This window comes from Mangrovibacterium marinum (assembly GCF_003046625.1).
Lineage (GTDB): Bacteria > Bacteroidota > Bacteroidia > Bacteroidales > Prolixibacteraceae > Mangrovibacterium > Mangrovibacterium marinum.
In genome coordinates this window covers 229,727-251,523 of the sequence record NZ_QAAD01000001.1, presented here as the reverse complement: position 1 = coordinate 251,523, position 21,797 = coordinate 229,727, and the positions used below count along the sequence as shown (strand labels likewise).

Genomic DNA, 21,797 nt, shown 5'->3' with positions numbered 1-21,797 from the left:
TTAAAGGTCCGTAGGAAGAATTACCCGTACTCGTGTTCCTTTGTCTTTTTGGCTGGTAACTGTCATCTTTGCATTGTTTGCTCCCAGCAGTTCGTCGCAAAGCAGCAAGCCGATGCCCGTTCCTTTTTCATTGTCCGTTCCGTACTCCGAAAAGAATTCATATTTATCCAAAACCTTCGCCAGTGCTTCTTCATCCATGCCGGTTCCGGAGTCCGCTATTTCACAGATTAGCGTATTTCCTTCCGGTTTCAGCGTGATTACGACAGAGCTGTTTTTGTTCGAAAACTTGATGGCATTGTCGATCAGGTTTTTGAACACAATTTCGAGTTGTGTTTGGTCGCCAACAACCATCGCTTCAGTATTCCCTTCAATTTTTAGGTTGATCTTTTTTTGTGTCGACTTTTCCGAGAACGATTGAACGATTGTAGAAAGCAGGTTCTGCAAATTGAACTGCGAAGGCTTGGGGTGAAGTAATCTTCGCTGGCTTTTCGACCACCACAAAAGGTTTTCGAGCAGCCCGGCGGCGGTGTCCGATTTTTTCTTCAGTTCGGTAAATAGCTCGGCTAAATCTTCTTTTTCCAAACAAATCCGCGGATTATTCATCAGTGCGTGCATCTCGGAAAAAACATTGATCGAGCCGTACAGGTCGTTGGAAACGGCTGTAAAGACTTTATTCTTTAGTTGATTCAGTGCTTCCAGTTCCCGGGCTTGTTGTTGAATGAGTTTGCGGCTGTTCACCAGGTCGATGTGGGTTTTTACCCGGGCCAGCAGTTCCTCTTTCCGGAAGGGTTTGGTAATGTAATCGACCCCGCCAATGCGAAAACCCTCGGTGATGCTCTCGATGTCGGATTTAGCCGTCAGGAAGATGATCGGAATATCTTTGTATTCGGGAATCTCTTTCACGTTTTTGCAAACCTCGAAGCCATCCATCACGGGCATCATGATGTCCAGGATGATGAGGTCGGGCGACACTTTTTCAATCAGTTTCGGCACGTTCATACCGTTGATTGACATGGCTACCTTGTAGCCATTTTCGCCCAGAATACTTCCGAGTACCTGCAGGTTATTTTTGTTGTCGTCGACGATCAGTAGGGTTGCCATAATTTATAACTGGGTTTTTAGCTTTTGGATTAGTTCGGGGTATTCCGAAAGTTTCTTTTCAATCTGATCAATATCAAAAGATTGCAGGCTTAAGTTTAGCTCGCGACAGTAATTGCTAAGGAACTGGCACGATTGCCCGAACAGGTAGTCGGACAGCTTTTGGCTGAAATCTTCGATTTCGTAGATGATCAGATCGTCTTTGATTTCTTCCCAGGTCCGGAAAAAATCGCCTTCCAGCTTCCCGATAATTTCCGGAAGATGCGATTTCAGCTGCGGGTCGATTAGCAAGCTTTGTTCGGTTTCTTTGGTGGCGATAGTCTCGTCTTTCACGTATTTGTGCGGGAGAAAACGCTTGAGAACAGCCATCACCTCTTTTTTGAAGACTGGTTTTTGCAAAAAAGCGTCGAAGGTGGCATCGATGCGCTCTTGGTCCTCAGCAAGCGTGGAGGCCGTAAATGCCACAACCGGAATATTTTTGAATCGTGGATTTTCCTTGATGATTTCAGTCACATTGTAACCGTTGAGGCCGGGCATGCGGATGTCCATGAAAACAAGGTCCGGTTGGTCCTCATTCATGATCTCCAAAGCCTGTTCGCCCGATGTGGCTTCCAAAAAGGTAACATGCTCGAACTCGATGATTCGTTTGAGCACCAGAATGTTGAAATTGACGTCGTCGACGATTAAGATTTTGCAGGGATCGAGCACCAACTTGGCGTCTTCTTTCTCCGCAATGAAGCCTTTCTCCTTGATGTCGGCAACTCTGACATCGTTGAATTGAATGGTAAAAACGGACCCCCGGCCGGTTTTGCTTTTCAACCTGATTGAACCGTTTAATTTTTTCAACAAACCCGAGACAATGGCCAGACCGAGCCCGGTGCCCTCATAGTAGCGGTTGCTTTGTCCGCTTTGCTGCGAGAACGCCTGAAAAATTTTGGTTTGCTGATCCTCGGGAATCCCGATGCCGGTGTCCTCAATTTCAACAATCAGCTTTATGGTTGTGGGGTCGTCGGTGCGTTGCGCGTAGGCAAAGAGGTTGATGAAGCCTTTTCCCGTAAATTTTATGGCATTGCCAATCAGGTTGAACAGAATCTGGTAAAAACGCACCTCGTCCATGTAAACAAAACCGGGAACCGACGGATCGGTGTTGATGTTCAACGTCAGGTTTTTGGCTTCCAGTTTCTGGCGGAAGACCTGGCGTATTTCGGTGGCAACAACCCGGTATTGCATGGGTTCGAGCTCGATGGTCATGTTGCCGCTCTCCACTCTGGAAAGGTCGAGTATATCGTTGATTAGCGCGAGCAAAGTTCGTCCGCTGGTTAAAATCGTGTGCAGATAATTTCGGTGTAGCTCGTTGTCAACATTGTCGTATAGCCATTCGCTAAAGCCGAGGATGGCATTCATTGGGGTGCGGATCTCGTGCGAAACATTGGCCAGGAACTCTGATTTTGCTTTGGATACATCCTCCGCCTTTATCTTAGCCTCTTGTAACTGCTTTTCCTTTTCCCGCGCTTCGGTTACATCGCGGATGATGGCAACAACCTCGTTGGAATTTAAAACCACGAACCGCGCCTCGAAATAGGCGAGTTCTTCCTGCTTGAGCAGGTTGAAATCGAATTTGAAGCTTCCGTTGGTCAAACATTCCTTAATTGCAACGAGCATGTTTGCAGCCAGGGTTTCCTCGAAAATATCAAAAATAGTATGCTGTTTGTCCGGATTCTGAAGCAGAAAGTTTTCTTTTCTAGACGATTTATAGCTGATAATTTCGCCCGTTTCGTTGAAGTGAAAAATCATGTCCGGGATCGAATCGATGATGGCCCGGTTCTCCCTTTCACTTTCTTTCATGATCTGGAACGTCTTTTTGCGGATAAACGAGTTGGCAACAATGTTGGAAACGGTCCGCATAAATTCCACCTCACTTTTTGTCCATGGTCGTTGATTGGAGCAGTCGCTGTAACCAATGAAACCGGTCAGTTTATTGTCGAAAAATAAGGGGAAGACGATGGTGGAGAATTCCTGTAATTTCCTGATCCTGGAACTAAAAGGTGCAGGCAGCTGATCAAAATTATCGAAACCCAGGAAATGTTGTTGCTTTAACAGACTAATCCAGGACTCGTCGAACTCGATATTTTTCATGTTCTCCATTTGAGGAGCTACACCTTTGGCGCACCATTCGTACGTGTTGTTGGTTGCCGAGTTTTCTTTGTTGTTTTGAAAAATATAAACCCGACTAGCGTTCAGGTGCGAACCAACCAGTTTAATTGTTTTGTTGATTTGGTTTGCGAAGTCGTCGAGCGAGTTGAGCTTCATCGAGATCTTCGAAACAATTTTTTGTCGTTTCAGGTTGAAGCGAACCATCTCTTCCGATTGCTTTTGCTTCGAAATATCGACCATCACACCCCTCAGGCCGGTAACAGAGCCGTCTTCGATGATGGGCGTTGTGTAGATGACGACATGCAGTTCGCCGTTGTGTTTGGTCTTTACCTGGTATTCACTTACCAGCGATTTTTTCTCGCTAACGATTTGGGTAAAGTTATTTTTTGCCCTGGCTAGGTCCTGCGGATGAAATAGCGAGAAAACCGTGATTTGCTTCTCCGCCACTTCTTGCTCCGTATAGCCTATTTTTTGCAGGGCAAACTGGTTGACGTATGTAATGCGGGCATTTAAGTCAACTTCGCAGATCATTTCCGGCAGGAACTCCGTCAATTCCCGATACCGCTTCTCGCTCTTGATGACACTTTCTTCCATCGATTGTCGCTCGAAAGTATTCGAGATGATTGACGAAAATTTCGACAACAGCTCCTTTTCCCGCTTGTTCCAAACCCGCGGTGTTGTGCACTCGTCGAAGCCAATAAAACCATAAGTGTGACTTTTTACCCGGATTGGAAATGCCAGGATCGCTTTGATTCCCTGTGGTTCGAGCAATTCGTAGATATCAGCAGGAAGTTCACGGATGTTGTTTGCACAGATTTCACCTTTCGTGTCCAAAAGAACTTTCCAGGAAGGAAAAATACGGTAGGGGAGATTTTGGAGATTATCAATCTCGGGTGCGATTCCATCGTTGCACCATTCGAAGGTGTTGGTCGTTGTTGTCCGGTCTTCATTATTCTCGAAGATGTACACACGGCTTACCTGGAGTTGCTTTCCAATTAAAGCCAATGTTTTCTCGATCTTCGAATGAAAACTTTTGGCCGAGTTGAGCTCGGTCGCAGCATCCAGAAGAATCTTGTGCTGCTCGTAGAACTGATTTGACCGGGCTAGTTTTTCGATCTCGCGGTCTTTTTTCCGAAGCGTTTTTTTCAGTTCGGCAAGTTGTTGCTTCAGATTTTCATTCTCCTGCGGCTTAACCTTACCGGCGCCAACTTCAGGAGCGCTGTCCGGATTGCCCGTTAGCTCCCGCTCGTGGCCTTCGTTATTTAAAATGTCTTTTTTTTCGCTCATGGCAAGCTCGTCTTTTCTCTCTGGCTTTGGGCAAAGATAATTTTGGTTTCGGTCGAACGTTTCCCTGTTGCCATCCGTTTGCACAGTCGCCAACCCGAGTTGTTCAATTTCTAAAAAGGGTTATGTTTCTTATTATAAAGAGGAGTTCGATTGACTGCCTGTTTTCATCGACTCTCGCTTTTTCAAACCCCAAACGTCTTGTTAAAGTAGTCTATTTTCTAAAATATCCAAAGGCTTTCTGAAAAGTTGTTGAAAGTGCTGTTTAATGCGCGTTGTTGTTATGTTGTCATTTTCTCGTTCGAACTGTAGAAGTTTTTTTATATATTTTTACGACAACCGGGTTGTTAGTTCAGTTGGTTTAGAGCATTACCTTGACAGGGTAGGGGCACTTGTTCGAAGCGAGTACAAACCACTTCGGTGGTGTGTCAAAATCCAGTAGGTCAAATTGAGAGGCTTCAAACTCAAAACCTTTACTTTTTATGATCCTGAAGAGTTCTTCGATAAAACACCTGTTGCTGTACCATTCAGGGTATTAAGTGCTTTTGTGCTCTTTTCTGCGGGCTCACTCACTGCAAACTTTTTACTATTTAGAAGTGTGAAGAAAAGGGGGAGTAATAGCGCGAAGTATGAATTCATAAAAAGTAAAGGCTGAATCACAAATGAACAGCTAATGAAGCTAGATTCGCTCATCCAAATAAGTAATAATTAATTTGAAGTTGATTTTGAGGAATTAAACTACTTCGTAGTTAATAGAATAGTATCTAATAGAATAATTCCGTACATTATAAACAATTCACTTAGGTGAAAACCATTATTTGTTTGTTGTAAGTGACAAAATGGGTTATATTTGATTGTTTGTTACTTATAAATACAATGCGGTCATATATTTCAAGAGACATCTACAAAAAACGAGTTGATCGATACATCGGCAAAGAACTTATTAAAGTACTTATTGGTCAGCGGAGGGTTGGAAAAAGCTATTTGCTATTCCAGGCAATGGACAGTATTCGAGAGCGGTTCCAAAATCCAAACATTATTTATATCAATCTTGAATTAAATGAGTTTGAACAGCTAAATACTTCGACAGCTCTTTATGAATACGTGAAATCGAAATCAAAAATAGGTGAGCCTAATTTCTTAATGGTTGACGAGATTCAGGTTGTTCCTGAATTTGAAAAGACATTGAGAAGTCTTTTGGCAGAAGGAGGATATGACATCTATTGCACTGGAAGTAATGCGAATATTTTGTCGGGAGAATTGGGTACGTATTTAGGAGGGAGATATGTTGAGATACCTGTTTCTGCGCTGAATTACCCTGAGTTTTTGGCGTTTCATAAACTGGAGAATTCTCAGGAAAGTCTGACGCAATATCTGAAATATGGCGGACTTCCCTATTTGATTCACCTGGATCTTACTGACGAGATAGTTTTCGACTATTTAAAAAATATAAGCCAGTCCATTCTTTTTAGGGATGTTGTTTCTCGTTTTGAGGTTAGAAATGTTGATTTTCTAAACCGCTTAATCAAATACCTCGCGAACGAAACAGGTAACCTGATATCCGCCAGGGGGATCAGCAAATTTTTGAAGTCACAGAATGTGTCAATTTCGATCAATGCGATTTTGAATTATTTGAATTATCTAACAACTGCTATGTTGATAGCTGGCGTTCAGCGTTCAGATATTCAGGGCAAGAAGGTTTTTGAGGTTGGAGAGAAATATTACTTCAATGATATAGGCTTGAGAAATTCAATTGCAGGGTTCTCTCCTTTCGACTTGGGGCAAATTATCGAAAACGCAGTTTATCTTCATTTAAAAACAATCGGATACGATGTTTTGGTAGGTAAACAACAGGACCGGGAGATTGATTTTATCGCCGAACGGGAAGGGGAAAAGATCTACGTTCAAGTAGCGCTCCGGATTACTGAGAAGCAGACAATGGAGCGGGAATTTGGAAATTTACTCGACATTAAAGATAACTACCCCAAATATGTTGTTACAATGGACGACTATTCAGGCGTTAGTTATGAAGGGATCAAGCATATTCCATTAAGGCAGTTTTTGACGGAATTTGTGTAGGTCGGAGACCCCTGTTCGGGAAAAGTGAAAAGCACCGGACAGATACTTTGATGATCTTTGTTAAAAAATGAATAGCTTTGGCATCAATTGTTGCTTCCAACTATCCATGCAAAAGAACTTCGATTATGAAATATGGCAACGGTTTCGAAATGGGGATGAAAAAGCATTCACATACATTTTCGACACTTATCATTTGCAGCTGTTTGAATACGCCCGGCGTTTTACAATGAATGAAGATATCGTTCGTGATAGCATCCAGGATTTGTTTTTCGAGTTGGCCAATAAGAAAGAGAAACTTTCTCCCACCGATAATATTTTATTTTACCTGCTCAAATCACTCCGGCTTCGGATTTTGGGAAATCTGCGCAAAGACAAAAATCACAACATTGAAGTCAAATCGGAAATACCCGATGAGTTCTTGTTGAGTTATGCTGCAGATGCTGATGACTTGGAAAAGGAGCTCAGACTGGATTTGCTGGCCGAGGCAGTCAATCGATTACCTGCTCGTCAGAAGGAAACCATTTACTTAAAGTTTTATAAGAATCTTTCGAATGCTGAAGTGGCCGAAGTGATGCAGGTAAACTACCAATCTGTCGGGAATAACATTCAGAAAGCTATCCATAAGTTAAAGGCAGTTCTTCAGTCAAGTTCGGATTCAGTCATTTTGTTTTTCCATAAATATCTTCGCTGATTTCTGAAACATGCTGTGCAGCATGTCTGGGGGGAGGGTATATTTTCCTGTTTCTTGCTTTTAGGAGTAGAAAGTAATAGTTCAGGAAATGAAAAAGACAACTTCAGATTACTTGTTTGATCCGAAATTCAAGAAGCGAATTTCGAAAGATTCTTTATCCGAGCTAAAATCCGGAAATCCGGATCAGGAAACCAAATTGGCATGGCTTATTGGTTATGTTCTGAAATTCAGGAGAAAGGAAGAGGAGACAGGGACAACTGCTGATTTTACAGAAATGCGTGAGCAATCCCTCGAATTGTATCGTAGAAACAAATCGAGTGTATTTCCGATTATCAAACTTCGAAATATTGCTGTTGCGGCATCAATTTTAATACTGGTTGGGGGTAGTGGATATTGGTTAGGGCAATCCAATTTCTTCACAACGTCCGAAATGCAGTCTCAGGTTATTGAATTTAATACCCCAAAAGGGCAACAGTCGGAGTTGACCTTACCCGACGGAACCTTTGTTGCCTTGAACTACGATTCTAAGCTGAAATATCATCTTGCCAGCGACAAAAGTTTGCAGGAAGTTGAACTGGATGGAGAAGCCTTTTTTCATGTTACCAAAAACAAATCGCGCACCTTTCGGGTGACTACGCGCGATATGAATGTGAATGTTTTAGGTACCCAGTTCGACGTTCGCGCTTATTCGGCAGATACACATACCGAAACAACCCTGTTTGAGGGGAGTGTTGAAATTAAAAACATACTCAATCAGAAGAACCCGGTATTATTGAAACCGGGCCAAAAGTGGCTGTTCAGTAAAAGCGACCATCAGCAAAAGGTGGTTGCAGTTGATCCGCAGCTTTCGACTTTATGGCGTACCGGTGAGTATTATTTTGATCAGGTTCGGCTGGGCGAATTGGTCAAAACACTGGAACGAATGTATAACGTGAATATTCACCTTCAGGATTCCAGTCTTGAACGTGAGTTGTATTCCGGAAGCGTCTATCAGCGTGACGATATCGAAAAGCTTTTCGAAATTATTGGCTTGACCATTCCTATTGATGTTCGCCGAGATGGGCCGGATATCTGGTTGGCAAAAAAATAGAACAAAAAACCCGGGAGATGTTCCAGCATCGCCCGGGAATAATCAATGTAACGAATAGTTGACGCTATTCATTAGTAATTAATTAAGCTTTACAAATTTATGAAAAAAAAGGTGAAATGTTATGCCCTCCCATGGGAGGACATAAGTAAACTGTGGCGAATTATGCGACTAACTTTCTTCATTTTCCTGATTAGCTTGCTTAACGTATCGGGAAATGCATTCTCTCAACAAAACAAGATGAGCCTGAAATATTCAAATGTGACGTTGAAAGATGCGTTCCAGGCGATCGAAGAGAACTCAAATTACGTTTTCTTCTATAATGCTCAGCAAATTCAACTGGACGAAAGAGTCAGTTTGAATGTCGAAAATAAAAGCATTGAGAACATTCTGGATGAGTTGTTCCTGGGTAAACCAATAAGTTATAAAGTGATTGATCGCCGGATTGTTCTTTATCCGAAATCGGAATCCGATGTGCCGGTTAAGCAACAAAAATCACATCCGGTGAAGGGGAAGGTGACCGGCCCCGGTGGAGAACCGATTCCCGGAACAACGGTACTAATTAAAGGTACGATGCTTGGTACCGTCACTGATTTGGATGGGAACTACAGCTTGAGAGAGGTTGATGATAATTCAATCCTCGTTTTTTCGTTTGTGGGAATGCGCACCAAGGAAATTCCCGTTAATGGCCAATTGAGGGTCGATGTACAAATGCAGGAAGATGCTGTTGGATTGGACGAAGTCGTTGCCATTGGTTATGGCTCGCAAAAAAAACGTGATCTTACCGGCTCGGTTGCCAGTGTGAATGCTGAAGATATCCAGTCTCTTCCGGTTCCGAGTGTTGGTGATGCCATGCAGGGGCGTGCAGCAGGTGTGCAGGTGATTGCCAGCGGAACGCCGGGTAGCGACCCTACATTCCGTATCCGAGGTATTGGAACAGTGAACAACAATAACCCACTTTTGGTAATTGATGGCGTCCCTACCGATGCTGGATTAAATCAGCTGAATATGGACGATGTGGAGAATATTCAGATTTTGAAAGATGCTTCGGCTACAGCTATTTACGGTTCCCGGGGAGCCAACGGAGTTGTAATTGTAACCACCAAAAAAGGAACCAAAGGGAAAGGGAAGATTAACTTCAATGCTTACTACGGGATTCAGGAAGCGACAAGCCTGGTTGACATGTTGAATGCCTCTCAGTTTGCTGCGATGCACAATGAGATGATGGAAAATGCCGGCATGGTGAAAAATCCTGCTTATGGCGACCCGGCCTCTTTGGGTGGAGGGACAGACTGGATCGGAGCGTTGTTCTCAACAGCGCCAATGCAGAACTATTCACTTTCATATTCAGGGGGTGCCGAAAAGAATACTTACTATGTGTCGGCCAACTATTTCAACCAAGAGGGAATTGTCTTAAACACAGGTTTTAAACGTTACGCTTTGAAGTTCAATTCTGAAACACAGGTGCTGGACAAAGTAAAGTTTGGGAATATGCTTACCCTGAACCACGATGACAAGTATAGTGGCGACTACAGTATTTTGAATACTATGCGTGCGCTGCCAACTCAGTCGATCTATAATGCCGACGGAACCTATGCCGGTCCTGAGGGAATTCCCTCATGGGTGGGTGATGTAACGAATCCGATTGGAAAGGCGGAATTAGTCGATAACTCGACGCTGGGCTATAACTTGCTGGGATCAATTTATGTCGATATTGAATTGATGAAAGGCCTGACTTTCCGGTCGACAGCTGGCTTGAAAGCCAATTTTTGGCAATCCCGTACGTGGTCGCCTAAATACGACTGGCAACCTACCCCGCAGGAACAATCTTATTTGGGGCAGGCGTCCTATAAATCGATAACCTGGAACTGGGATAATCTGCTGACTTATACCACCACGATCGGAGGGGATCATCGACTAACGGTTATGGCCGGTACCAGTGCGCAGGAAAATAAGTATGAGGTCATTAGTGGTTCAATTCAGGAGTTTGCCAGCGATGTTACTCAAACGTTGGATAACGGCTTAAGCCAAAAGAACGTTGGTGGTTATGGCGACTCCTGGGCGCTGATGTCGTATATGGGGCGTTTAAACTATTCGTATGCCGATAAATACCTGGTTACTGCAACTGTTCGTCGCGATGGATCTTCCCGCTTCGGAACGAATAATAAATGGGGTATTTTCCCTTCAGGCTCGCTGGCCTGGCGAATTTCAGAAGAGGATTTCTTTCAATCGGTTCGATTTATCGATAATTTGAAGTTACGTGCCGGATTCGGGCTAACCGGTAACCAGGAAATCGGGAACTATTCGTTTGCGTCGGAATTGAGTACAATTAAATACAATTTCAATGACAACCTGGTAAATGCGGTTGTTCCTTCCAAAATGCCAAACCCTAACGTGCAATGGGAATCGCAGCAACAAATGAATGTTGGTTTCGATGCCACCATTTTCGACCAGCGAATTAACCTGACTGTTGATGCCTATCAGAAAAACACCAAAGATATGCTTGTGCCCATGGCAGTGCCAATTACAACAGGCTATTCCGATCTTGATGTCCCTTACATCAATGCTGGCGAAGTTGAGAACAAGGGGATTGAGGTTAGTATCGACTCACGGAACCTGACCGGCGATTTTACATGGGATACCAATTTCAATATTTCATTCAATAAAAATAAGGTGAAAAGTTTGAATGACACGATTCCAATGAGCCGTGGCGATGTGGGGTTGAACCAGAAAATCGGTCGGATTGAGACCGGGAAGGCTATTGATGTTTTTTATGGTTACGTGACTGACGGCATTTTCCAGACTCAGGCCGAGGTTGATGCACATGCTTTGCAAGTTCCCGGAGAAGATGTATATGCACGTACTTCAGCCGGCGATATTCGCTTTAAGGATTTGAACAGCGATGGTGTTATTGATGATAACGACAGGACCTATATTGGGAATCCCAATCCCGATTTCATTTTTGCCCTGAGTAACCGTTTTGCCTATAAAGGATTCGACATGACCATTTTCATTCAGGGAGTGTACGGAAACGAAATTTACAATGCGAACCGGATTTGGAGCGAAGGGATGGCTGTTGCCTACAACCAAAGCACAGCAACGTTAAACCGCTGGAATGGAGAAGGAACCAGCAACAGCACGCCTCGTGCAGTTTTTAATGATCCAAATAAAAACGTTCGTCCATCTGACCGTTTTGTTGAGGATGGCTCTTATTTGAGAGTTAAGAATGTGACCTTAGGCTATACATTCCCCAAACGTTGGGTTGAAAAAGTCAAGATGAGCTCAGCCCGGCTGTATGTTTCCGGCACAAACTTATTGACCTTCACCGACTATTCAGGATTTGATCCCGAGGTTGGCTCAAACGGAATCGATATCAGTACTTATCCGGTTACACGGACCTATAGTGTTGGCGTAAATGTTAGTTTCTAACCTATTCAAATTTTAAGCAATGAAAATTTTAAAATATATACCCCTAGTCCTGATTGTGTTGGCGATGAGCTCGTGCAACGACGATTTTCTTGATAAGTCACCGTTAAATACAATCAATACTGAAAACTTTTACCAGACAGAATCGGATGCCATTGCCGCGATTAATGGTGCTTATCAGCCATTACAATGGCCCAAATTGTATAACATGCGCATGTGGACTTCCGACATTATGGCCGGGAACAGCATTGTTGGTGCCGGTGGAGGCGATGATGGCCGTGAAACGCAGGATATGGCCAACTTTGTAACTACAACAGACAACGAAGGAGCATTGGATCTTTTTCGTGGACCTTCTCCCGGGATCCTGCGCTGTAATATCGTTTTGCAAAAAGTTCCGGCGATTGATATGGATGAAGATGTGAAAAACCGGATATTGGGGGAAGCGCACTTCCTGAGAGGATTGTACTATTTTATTTTGGTTCGCTATTTTGGCGATGTTCCGTTGATTACTGAAGCCCAGGAGCCGGGCGATGATTTTAAGGTGTCGCGTACCGATAAGTCAGAAGTTTACGATCTGATTATTTCCGATCTGGAGCAGGCGAAGACGATGTTGCCGGCTAAGTCTGCCTACTCATCTGCCGATTTGGGGCGTGCTACCAAAGGAGCTGCAACAGGTTTGCTGGCTAAAGTTTACCTGACCTTGGAAGAATACGAAAAAGTTGTCACCCTAACCAACGAAGTGGCTACATTAGGCTATGATCTAAATCCAAATTACGGAGATAATTTTGATGTCAATAACAAGAATTCGATTGAGTCTCTTTTTGAAATTCAATATACCGGTGACGCGGGAGAGGACTTTTGGTCGAACGAAAATCAGGCGTCCTGGTTAAGCACGTTCACCGGACCGCGTAACTCAAATATGGTTGCCGGTGGTTGGGGATGGAATCAACCAACACAGGAATTTGTCGACTCGTACGAAGACGGAGACAAACGAAAAGATGTTACCGTGTTCTACGATGGATGCCCGCAATTCGACGGGATGGATTACGATCCCGCTTACTCTTCAACGGGGTATAATCTTCGGAAGTTTTTGGTAACCAAGACTGTATCTCCGACTTATGACAATAGTCCGATGAATTTTCCGGTATTGCGCTATGCTGATGTTCTGCTGATGAAAGCAGAAGCATTGAATAATCTGAATAAAACAACTGAAGCTGAAACACCCCTAAACCTGGTTCGTGCCCGGGCCGGCTTATCGCCGGTAACCGGAAAGTCTCAAGCAGAAATGAAAGAAATCATCCTGCACGAACGCCGAATTGAACTGGCTTTCGAAGGCCAGCGCTGGTTTGACCTGATCCGTGTTGATAACGGTCAATGGGGACTTGATTTTCTACACTCCATCGGGAAGTTAAATGCAACCAGCAAGTATTTGTTATTCCCGATTCCGTTGAAAGAAATCGAGTCGAATCCAAATTTATTGCCGAATAACCCGGGCTATTAACCCGGGAATTATTTCTGATTTTAATGCATCAATAATTAAACCGAAGAAAATGAAACACAATAGTTTTCAACCGAAATATATCCGGGCGGGACACAAGCTCGGAGCCAAAATCATGCTTATAGCCCTGGCGATTTATTCCGGATTCCTCCTGAATTCCTGCCAGCAAGACGAAGACATCATTATCTCAAATGGCGATCCTGTAACTCTGACGCTTTCTTCAACTCAATTGGCTTTATCGCAAGAGAGCTATGCGAGCACTGCTCTTTCAATTTCCTGGACCCGTGGTTCCAATCAGGGCACAGGAAGCTCCATCTCGTATGTTCTTGAGATTGGTAAATCAGGGGACAGCTTTACCAATGCCAAAATTTTCGATTTAGGTAAAGGAGTTTACGAAAAGAGCTTTACGGTGTCAGACTTAAACGACCTTGTTCTGAATTATTGGGGTGTTGAGGCTGGGACTACAGCGGAGTTCGAGGCAAAAGTAACGGCTAATGTCACCAACGAGGACGTTGAAGATGGTATTACAGAAATACAGAGTTTCAGCGTAACACCATATAAACCGGTTAGCTCGGAACTCTATATTGTTGGTGATGCTACGCCGAACGGATGGGATATTGCCAGTGCTACGGCGTTAACGGCATCGGCTTCGACACCTTGGGTATATACTTACCAGGGACAATTGACAACAGGAAACTTTAAGTTTGCGGTAAGTCAGGACGATTGCTGGTGCCAGGATTTCTACACCCAAGATCCAGCAGATGAAGAAATGATGGTTTATAATGAAGGTGGTAGTGGAGAGGACATACAGTGGAATATTGCAGAAGGAGGTAACTATAAAGTGACCGTTAACCTATTGGATCTGACAATCAGTATTGAAAAATTGAAAGGTCCTACTTATTCAGAGCTGTATTTAGTAGGAACTGCAACTCCTGTAAATGACTGGAAGATGCCGAGCGACCAGGCGTTCGTTCAAAATGCTGATGATCCGTTTATTTTTACCTATGAGGCGACATTGACTGCGGGGGAATTCAAAATTGCAACTTTTTCAGGTGACTGGTGCGATGGAGAATGGTTAAATCCATCGCAGGGAGATCAGGTACTCACAGCCATCGATTATATTGTGACTAATGGTTGTGATGGCCCGGATAACAAATGGGTGGTTAGCGAACAAACACAAGGTCGATATAAATTTACAGTCGACCTGGAAAATGCAACCATCTCGATTGAACCGTTAATGCTGTATCTAATTGGCGATGCAACACCCAATGGATGGGAAATTAATAACCCGGAACCGATGAATTACGCCAATGGAGTATATACGTTTACCGGAGCATTGAGTGCTGGTGAGCTCAAATTCTCGAAATACACGGGCGATTGGTGCGACGGCGACTGGCTGGTTCCGGCTACTGCAAATCAGTCTGTATCGGATGGTACTTATACCATTCGCCATGGTTGCGAAGGAGACGACAACAAGTGGAAATTGCAGGATGGCGATGCCGGGAATTATACCATTACGGTTGATCTGGATAACGAACAAATCACAATTACAAAGCAATAGTTTAGTTAGATTTTTATTCAATCCACGGGACGAGTTTTGCTTTACCCGTGGATTTTAAACCTTAACAGAAATAATTTCAGAAAATTGATGAAGCAGTTTAAACTAATATTGATGAGCATTGCGCTGGCGGCAATTATTGCAGCCTGCGGTAAGTCAGATGATGACATTACCCCCGATCCAAAACCGGAGATTCCGGCAAATCCGGCCACTCCAACCTATATGAATGCGGTGCTGCAAACCGATAAGGCGGCCTATTTGCCGGGAAGTACAGTAAATTTCACGATTGATAACTCAGGATTACCTGCTTCAGCCAAAGTTCGGTACAAATACCTGGGAGAGGTGATTGATGAGGCTGCTGTTTCTGGTTCAAGCTGGACCTGGCAGGCTCCCGACACCGATTTTCGGGGATATGCCGTTGAGGTTTACGGAGGGAGTGGTGATTCCGAAACCATTTACGCGACAGTTGGTGTTGATGTATCGTCTGATTGGACAAAATTTCCCCGTTATGGCTTTCTGTCGAAGTTTCCGCAGCTAACAGACGCTGAAATGAGCGAAGTGATTGACAATCTGAATAAATACCACATTAACGGGCTTCAGTTTTACGATTGGATGAACAAGCACCATATGCCGCTTCCGGTTGTTGGTGGTAGCCCTGCCAGTAGCTGGAAAGACATCATTAACCGTGACATTTATTTCAATACTGTAGAAAAGTATATTGAAAAAGCACATGGCCGGAACATGAAAGCGATGTTTTACAATCTGGTTTACGGGGCATGGGATAACGCTGAAGCTGATGGCGTTCAGAAAGAATGGTATGTATTTACCGATAATGGCCATACGAATCGGGATTTCCACCCGCTATCCTCGCCTTTTTTGAGCAATATTTATCTGCTCGATCCATCGAATATAGGCTGGCAGCAATTCCTTGCTTCCGAAAATCAAAACGTATATCAGTTTCTCGATTTCGATGGTTTTCACATGGACCAGCTGGGTGACCGGGGTATCCGTTATAAATACGATGGCTCAGTCCTTAATCTTTCTCAAACATACAAGCCGTTTATCGAGGCGATGAAAACGGACAAGCCTTCGAAAGATATCGCGATGAATGCGGTGAACCAATATGGACAACAAGGAATTGCACAGTCGTCAGCCGACTTTTTGTACACGGAAGTCTGGTCGCCTAACGATACTTATAATGACTTGTCCTATATTATTCAGCAAAATAACACGTACAGCAATAACTCCAAAAATTCGGTGCTGGCCGCTTATATGAATTACGATTTGGCCAACAACCAGGGCTATTTCAACACACCTGCTGTTTTGATGACCGATGCCGTGATCTTTGCCTTTGGCGGGGCGCACTTGGAATTGGGCGAACACATGTTGGGCAAAGAATATTTCCCGAACGGTAACCTGCAAATGAAATCTGACTTGAAAGCGGCGTTGCCGGATTATTACGACTTTTTGGTGGCTTACCAGAATTTGCTGCGCGATGGCGGAAATTTCAATATAGCGTCTGTTTCTTCGACTGATGGTAAAATTCAAATTGCCAACTGGCCGGCAAGTCAAGGCGCGGTGGCAACGGTTTGTAAGAAAGTAGGGACCAGCCAGGTCATTCACCTGATTAACTTTACGGATTCGAAAAGCCAGCAATGGCGCGACAACAGCGGAATTCAGACTATTCCTGCATTGATAAAAGATGCTGCGCTATCAGTTACAAGCACCCAACCAGTAACAAAAGTGTGGGTAGCATCGCCCGATATTATCGGAGGAGCATCCCGCTCACTGGAATTTTCGCAAAGCGGCAATCAAGTTGTTTTTACGCTGCCCGAATTGAAATACTGGACGATGGTAGTATTGGAATACGAGTAGTCCTTTGAGACTATTCAGCGTCTTGAGGGTGAAGTGCTTTTGCGCTTTAAAGGGTATCCTTTGCCCTTTTAGGAACGAAAACTACTATTTATAATCGATTGATAAATAAATGCAAAGACATGAAACAGCAATTTTTTCGACTCATAATCTTGTTTTTTTTGGGAGGACTGGCAATGACGGTTCAGGCAGGAAGTCTGAAACCCGGGGCCTGTCTTTCTTATGAGACGAATGGTAACAAAGCAATCTTCAACTGTGAGAATAATATTCAGGTTGAAGTTGAAGATATGGGGTCGGGCATTCTAAAAATTTGGTACGATACCAATGGTTTCAGCCGGAATAATGAATCATTCGCGGTGATCAAAAAGGGGGATCCATCGGCCCGGCTCAACGTTTTGGAACAACCGGGGAGCTACGAAATTTATACGGGCGAGCTGATTGTGCGGATTGAAAAGTCACCTTTCCAGATTCGTGTTTTCGATAAGTACCAAAAGTTGTTGATGGAAGATTTTCAGGATCGGGGTTTTGAGGCCGATTCAACGAAAATGTCAAGTTATAAAACACTGAAACCCGGCGAACACATTTATGGTTTGGGTGAAAAGAACGGACCGTTGGACCGGGTTGGCAGCCGGTTTAAGATGTGGAACAGCGATAAACCCTGCTATTCAGCTAACGAAGATCCACTTTATAAAAGCATTCCCTTTTTTATGAGTAGTTCCGGTTACGGGATTTTCTTCGATAACACGTATAAAACGGAATATAATTTTGGTGAGGAGTCAGACAATTACTATTCGTTTTCAGCTCCCGGCGGCGAAATGGAGTATTACTTCATTTACGGGCCAACATACCCACAGATAATAAATCGCTATATGGATCTAACCGGGCAACCAATTATGCCGCCGGCGTGGGCTTTAGGTTTTGCACAATGCCGGGGCATGCTGACCAATGAGCAACTGACCCGCGATATTGCAAAAGGCTACCGCGATCGGCAAATTCCCTGCGATATGATCTACCAGGACATTGGCTGGACGGAGTATTTGCAGGACTTTGAATGGCGTGATGGAAATTACGACAATCCGGTAAAAATGCTGGCCGATCTGGAAACAGAAGGTTTTAAAGTAATTGTATCCCAAGATCCGGTAATTTCTCAAGCTAACAAACGGCAATGGCAGGAAGCCGATTCGCTGGGGTATTTTGCTACCGATGTGCGTACCGGTAAAACCTACGATATGCCCTGGCCCTGGGGTGGAAACTGTGGAGTGGTCGATTTTACTAATCCAAAAGTGGCTGATTGGTGGGGCGATTATCAGCAAAAAGTGTTGGATGATGGTGTCCGCGGATTTTGGACAGATATGGGCGAACCGGCCTGGAGCAACGAGGAAAGTCTGGATCGACTGAATATGAAACACCATTTGGGCATGCACGACGAGATTCATAATGTATATGGCTTAACCTGGGACAAAGTCGTAACTGAACAATTTGAAAAGCACAACCCCAACACCCGTATTTTCCAGATGACTCGGGCTGCTTTTGCCGGTATGCAACGCTATACTTTCGGTTGGTCGGGCGATTCGGGCAATGGCAACGATGTTACCAACGGGTGGAAGCAGATGGAAGCCCAATTGCCTATTGCGTTATCCGCCGGCATGTGCGGCATCCCGTTCTGGACAACAGACATTTCGGGCTATTGTGGCGATATTACCGATTACGATGCCATGAGCGAATTGTATGTTCGCTGGCTTCAGTTTGGTGCGTTCAATCCGTTGAGCCGTATTCACCATGAGGGAAATAATGCGGTGGAACCATGGTTGTTTGGCGAGGAAGCTGAGCGAATAGCAAAGAAGACTATTGAGTTGAAATACCGGCTCTTTCCCTACATTTATACCTATGCCCGCGAAGCTCACGATACAGGAATGCCTTTGATGCGTGCTTTGGTACTGGAATATCCTGATGATTCTGAGGCAGCAAACCTGGATTCAGAGTTTATGTTCGGTGAAGAATTGCTGGTAGCTCCGGTTTTGGAAGAAGGTGCGGCGTTCAAAAAAGTTTACCTCCCGGAAGGAGATTGGTTAGATTTCAATAATCCGCAAAACACGTTCACCGGCAATCAGTGGATTGATTACCCGGTTGAACTGGAAACCATCCCGATGTTTGTAAAAGAAGGGGCCATCATCCCGCAGATGCCCGTAATGCAATTTATTGGTCAGAGAGTTGATTATCCACTATTGATTTCAGTTTTTCCGGCCGGAATTAACAAAAAAGCAAGCTTCAATGTTTACGAAGATGATGGCGAAACCAATAACTATAAATCCGATGTATTTGTAAAGCGGAAAATACAATGCCTGACAAAACGAACAGGATTGGAGATTATTTGTAAAGAAGCTGTCTCAAATGGTTTTGCCGCTCAAAATCGAAATCTGGTTTACCAAGTTCACATGGCTAAGAAACCGGCATCGGTTCTGTTGTCGGGTAAGCAATTAAAGACATTCAAACTAAAAAAGGATGAAAACATTTTGCCTGATACGATTGAAAAAGCCGAGTGGAGCTGGGATGAAATCGCAGGAAACTGTTTTATCCGGATTCCTGCAAATTTTGCAGATCAAAAGATCGTTATTGAAAACTAAATGAAGCCGCTTTTTGAGATAATATGCTTATAACGAAGCTTTTTAGGCTTTGCGGCTATTGGAGTAGTATAATAAACTAATAATTACCAACCCGATCTTTCCGATGAGGAGATCAGGGACAAATAAAACTATAAAGATGATAAAACTAATCACAACTGCTTTTTGCCTTTTCTTTTTTATGGTTGCGGCAAAAGCACAAACGAACAATCCGGTGGCTGACCCTGGGGCCATTGTTACTTCAGGAACGATGAGGTTTACAGTATTAACACCTGAGATGATTCGTATTGAGCAAAGCGATTCCAGTAAATTCGAAGACCGAGCATCGTTTGTTGTGGTAAATCGTCGTTTGCCCGTGCCTGCTTACAGTACTAAAACCGAGGCAGGGTATCTGTACATTTCAACCAACAAACTGGAACTAAAATATAGATTGGATTCAGATCCTATGGTGAATGATCCTTGTGGCCCGAATTTACAAATTACTTTGAATGTAAATGGAGCACCTGAAACCTGGTTTCCTACAAAAGTTGATCCTTACAACCTGAAAGGAACATGTCGTACGTTGGACGGTGCCGAAGGCGATGTGAGCAAGAGACTGGAGGATGGACTTATTTCGCGCTCCGGCTGGGCTGTGATCGATGAGCAACAGGCACGTAATGACGGTAGTTACAGTTTAATGTTTGATGGAAGTGATACCGTTGATTGGGTGGCTCAACGAAAAGATCCGAATTCAATGGATATGTACTTTATGGGCTATGGACACGACTATAAAAAAGCACTTTACGATTTTACGCTTATTGCAGGAAAAATACCGTTGCCTCCGCAGTATGTTTTTGGTTATTGGTATTCAAAATATCAACGCTATAGTGAACAGGATTTTCGTGACATTGTAAATGATATTCAAACCAACGATATCCCGATGGATGTGCTGGTAATTGATATGGACTGGCATATGGACGGTTACAACAACCGCACCGACCAGACACAATGGACCGGGTGGACCTGGAACAAAGAATTGTTTCCCGATCCCCAGGGTTTCATCGATTGGATACATAGCCAGAACCTAAAAACAACACTTAACCTGCACCCTGCCGATGGTGTTGGTATTTATGAAGAAAATTTCACCCAATTGGCGAACGACCTGGGGGTGTCAACCTCTCAGACAATTCCCTGGGATATCGAGAATAAAAAATTCTATAAGGCATTTTTCAATGATATTTTACGTCCGCACGAAAACATGGGAATCGACTTTTGGTGGCTCGACTGGCAACAATGGATGATTGCCCGAAATGAACCGGATCTCGGAAATACCTTTTGGTTAAACCATGTTTTCTTCAACGATAAAAAATTCCACTCTAAAGATCGACCATTGATATTTCACCGCTGGGGAGGGTTAGGTAACCATCGCTACCAAATTGGGTTCTCCGGTGATGCTGCCAGCACATTCCCAACCCTGGCTTTTGAACCCTATTTCACAGCTACAGCCGCTAATGTTGGATATGGTTACTGGAGTCATGATATTGGAGGACACATGAAAACGGCTGATTCAAATAATCCTGAACTATACCTTCGGTGGATCCAATACGGGGTTTTTTCGCCAATTCTGCGTACCCATGCTACTAATGATCCGTCAATTGAACGCCGCATCTGGGTGTACGACAATTTCCCGTTGATGCGTGAAGCTATTGAGTTGCGATATGCCCTGATCCCGTATATATATACTAATGCACGTTATTCTTACGATACCGGAATTTCGCTTTGCCGACCGATGTATTATGATTATCCTGAATCAGAGGAGGCTTACACTTTCGAAGGGGAATATATGTTTGGTAACGACATTCTGGCGGCTCCTGTTTGCAAGTCTGCTGAAGGCGAACCAACGGTTGACCAAACCATCTGGCTGCCGAGGGGGAAATGGTATGAAGTGGCAACCGATACCCTACTTGATGGTAACCAGGTTGTTACACGTCCATTTACAGAGGAACAGATTCCATATTATTATCGTGAAGGCGCTGTTATCCCACTGTACCCACCCATAAAACATCTTAGTGACAGGCCCACGAAGATTATTGTGCAGTTTGCCCCGGGAGAAAATGGTGAATGTTCGTTATACGAAGACGAGAACAACAACAGCAACTACGAGTCAGGGAGTTTTACCAAAACGCCTATTACACAAACAACAGTTGATGGAGTTAGTACTTACACGGTGAATGCACGTACCGGATCATTTGCCGGAATGCCTGATTCACGTTCGTTCCAATTCGAAATGCTCGGCAAAAATGAACCTGCAAGTGTAACCGTAAATGGAAGCGATGTAGCGTATGACTACGATCCGGACACTCGGAAAATTGTAGTTGAGGTTGAAGGTGTGCCGTATAGTTCATTACCATTACGTGTTGTAGTCGTCAATAACTAGTGAGAAGATAATC

At 43.9% G+C, this 21,797-nt stretch carries 11 protein-coding genes and 1 tRNA gene; 10 read left to right on the top strand and 2 right to left on the bottom strand.

What is annotated here, in order from left to right:
• Entirely contained in the window at positions 1-1,101 is a 1,101-nt protein-coding gene (locus C8N47_RS00990; protein WP_107820648.1) for a hybrid sensor histidine kinase/response regulator, read from the bottom strand.
• A 3-nt stretch (positions 1,102-1,104) separates the two neighbouring features.
• Positions 1,105-4,539, bottom strand: coding sequence for an ATP-binding protein (locus tag C8N47_RS00985; RefSeq protein WP_107820647.1), 3,435 nt, complete (start codon positions 4,537-4,539; stop codon positions 1,105-1,107).
• A gap of 338 nt (positions 4,540-4,877) precedes the next feature.
• On the opposite strand from C8N47_RS00985, the gene C8N47_RS00980 reads away from it, so the two are divergent.
• The 10 genes from C8N47_RS00980 (at position 4,878) to C8N47_RS00935 (ending at position 21,784) form a co-directional block, all read left to right on the top strand.
• Positions 4,878-4,951, top strand: a tRNA-Val gene (locus tag C8N47_RS00980).
• Positions 4,952-5,412: 461 nt separating this feature from the next.
• Entirely contained in the window at positions 5,413-6,615 is a 1,203-nt protein-coding gene (locus C8N47_RS00975) for an ATP-binding protein (protein ID WP_107820646.1), read from the top strand.
• Between the two features lie 67 nt (positions 6,616-6,682).
• Entirely contained in the window at positions 6,683-7,306 is a 624-nt protein-coding gene (locus C8N47_RS00970; protein ID WP_107820645.1) for an RNA polymerase sigma factor, read from the top strand.
• Positions 7,307-7,394: 88 nt separating this feature from the next.
• Positions 7,395-8,396, top strand: coding sequence for a FecR family protein (locus tag C8N47_RS00965; protein ID WP_107820644.1), 1,002 nt, complete (start codon positions 7,395-7,397; stop codon positions 8,394-8,396).
• Positions 8,397-8,558: 162 nt separating this feature from the next.
• Positions 8,559-11,822 (top strand): TonB-dependent receptor, encoded by a 3,264-nt coding sequence (locus C8N47_RS00960; RefSeq protein WP_245915643.1) that lies wholly within the window; start codon positions 8,559-8,561, stop codon positions 11,820-11,822.
• Between the two features lie 19 nt (positions 11,823-11,841).
• Positions 11,842-13,320, top strand: a complete 1,479-nt coding sequence (locus C8N47_RS00955) for a RagB/SusD family nutrient uptake outer membrane protein (protein ID WP_107820642.1) — start codon at positions 11,842-11,844, stop codon at positions 13,318-13,320.
• 49 nt (positions 13,321-13,369) lie between these two features.
• Positions 13,370-14,878 (top strand): SusE domain-containing protein, encoded by a 1,509-nt coding sequence (locus C8N47_RS00950; protein ID WP_107820641.1) that lies wholly within the window; start codon positions 13,370-13,372, stop codon positions 14,876-14,878.
• Between the two features lie 87 nt (positions 14,879-14,965).
• Entirely contained in the window at positions 14,966-16,750 is a 1,785-nt protein-coding gene (locus tag C8N47_RS00945) for an endo-dextranase (protein ID WP_107820640.1), read from the top strand.
• 119 nt (positions 16,751-16,869) lie between these two features.
• Entirely contained in the window at positions 16,870-19,371 is a 2,502-nt protein-coding gene (locus tag C8N47_RS00940; RefSeq protein ID WP_107820639.1) for a glycoside hydrolase family 31 protein, read from the top strand.
• Positions 19,372-19,507: 136 nt separating this feature from the next.
• Positions 19,508-21,784: a glycoside hydrolase family 31 protein gene (locus C8N47_RS00935; protein ID WP_107820638.1), complete on the top strand. Its 2,277-nt coding sequence runs from the start codon at positions 19,508-19,510 to the stop codon at positions 21,782-21,784.
• Positions 21,785-21,797 lie beyond the last annotated feature (13 nt).

Bases quoted from the DNA above. Each gene is read 5' to 3' on its own strand.
- C8N47_RS00965 (WP_107820644.1), top strand. From the start codon at position 7,395: ATGAAAAAGACAACTTCAGATTACTTGTTTGATCCGAAATTCAAGAAG.
- C8N47_RS00975 (WP_107820646.1), top strand. From the start codon at position 5,413: ATGCGGTCATATATTTCAAGAGACATCTACAAAAAACGAGTTGATCGA.
- C8N47_RS00970 (WP_107820645.1), top strand. From the start codon at position 6,683: ATGAATAGCTTTGGCATCAATTGTTGCTTCCAACTATCCATGCAAAAG.
- C8N47_RS00935 (WP_107820638.1), top strand. From the start codon at position 19,508: ATGATAAAACTAATCACAACTGCTTTTTGCCTTTTCTTTTTTATGGTT.
- C8N47_RS00985 (WP_107820647.1), bottom strand. From the start codon at position 4,539: ATGAGCGAAAAAAAAGACATTTTAAATAACGAAGGCCACGAGCGGGAG.
- C8N47_RS00990 (WP_107820648.1), bottom strand. From the start codon at position 1,101: ATGGCAACCCTACTGATCGTCGACGACAACAAAAATAACCTGCAGGTA.
- C8N47_RS00945 (WP_107820640.1), top strand. From the start codon at position 14,966: ATGAAGCAGTTTAAACTAATATTGATGAGCATTGCGCTGGCGGCAATT.
- C8N47_RS00940 (WP_107820639.1), top strand. From the start codon at position 16,870: ATGAAACAGCAATTTTTTCGACTCATAATCTTGTTTTTTTTGGGAGGA.
- C8N47_RS00955 (WP_107820642.1), top strand. From the start codon at position 11,842: ATGAAAATTTTAAAATATATACCCCTAGTCCTGATTGTGTTGGCGATG.
- C8N47_RS00960 (WP_245915643.1), top strand. From the start codon at position 8,559: ATGCGACTAACTTTCTTCATTTTCCTGATTAGCTTGCTTAACGTATCG.
- C8N47_RS00950 (WP_107820641.1), top strand. From the start codon at position 13,370: ATGAAACACAATAGTTTTCAACCGAAATATATCCGGGCGGGACACAAG.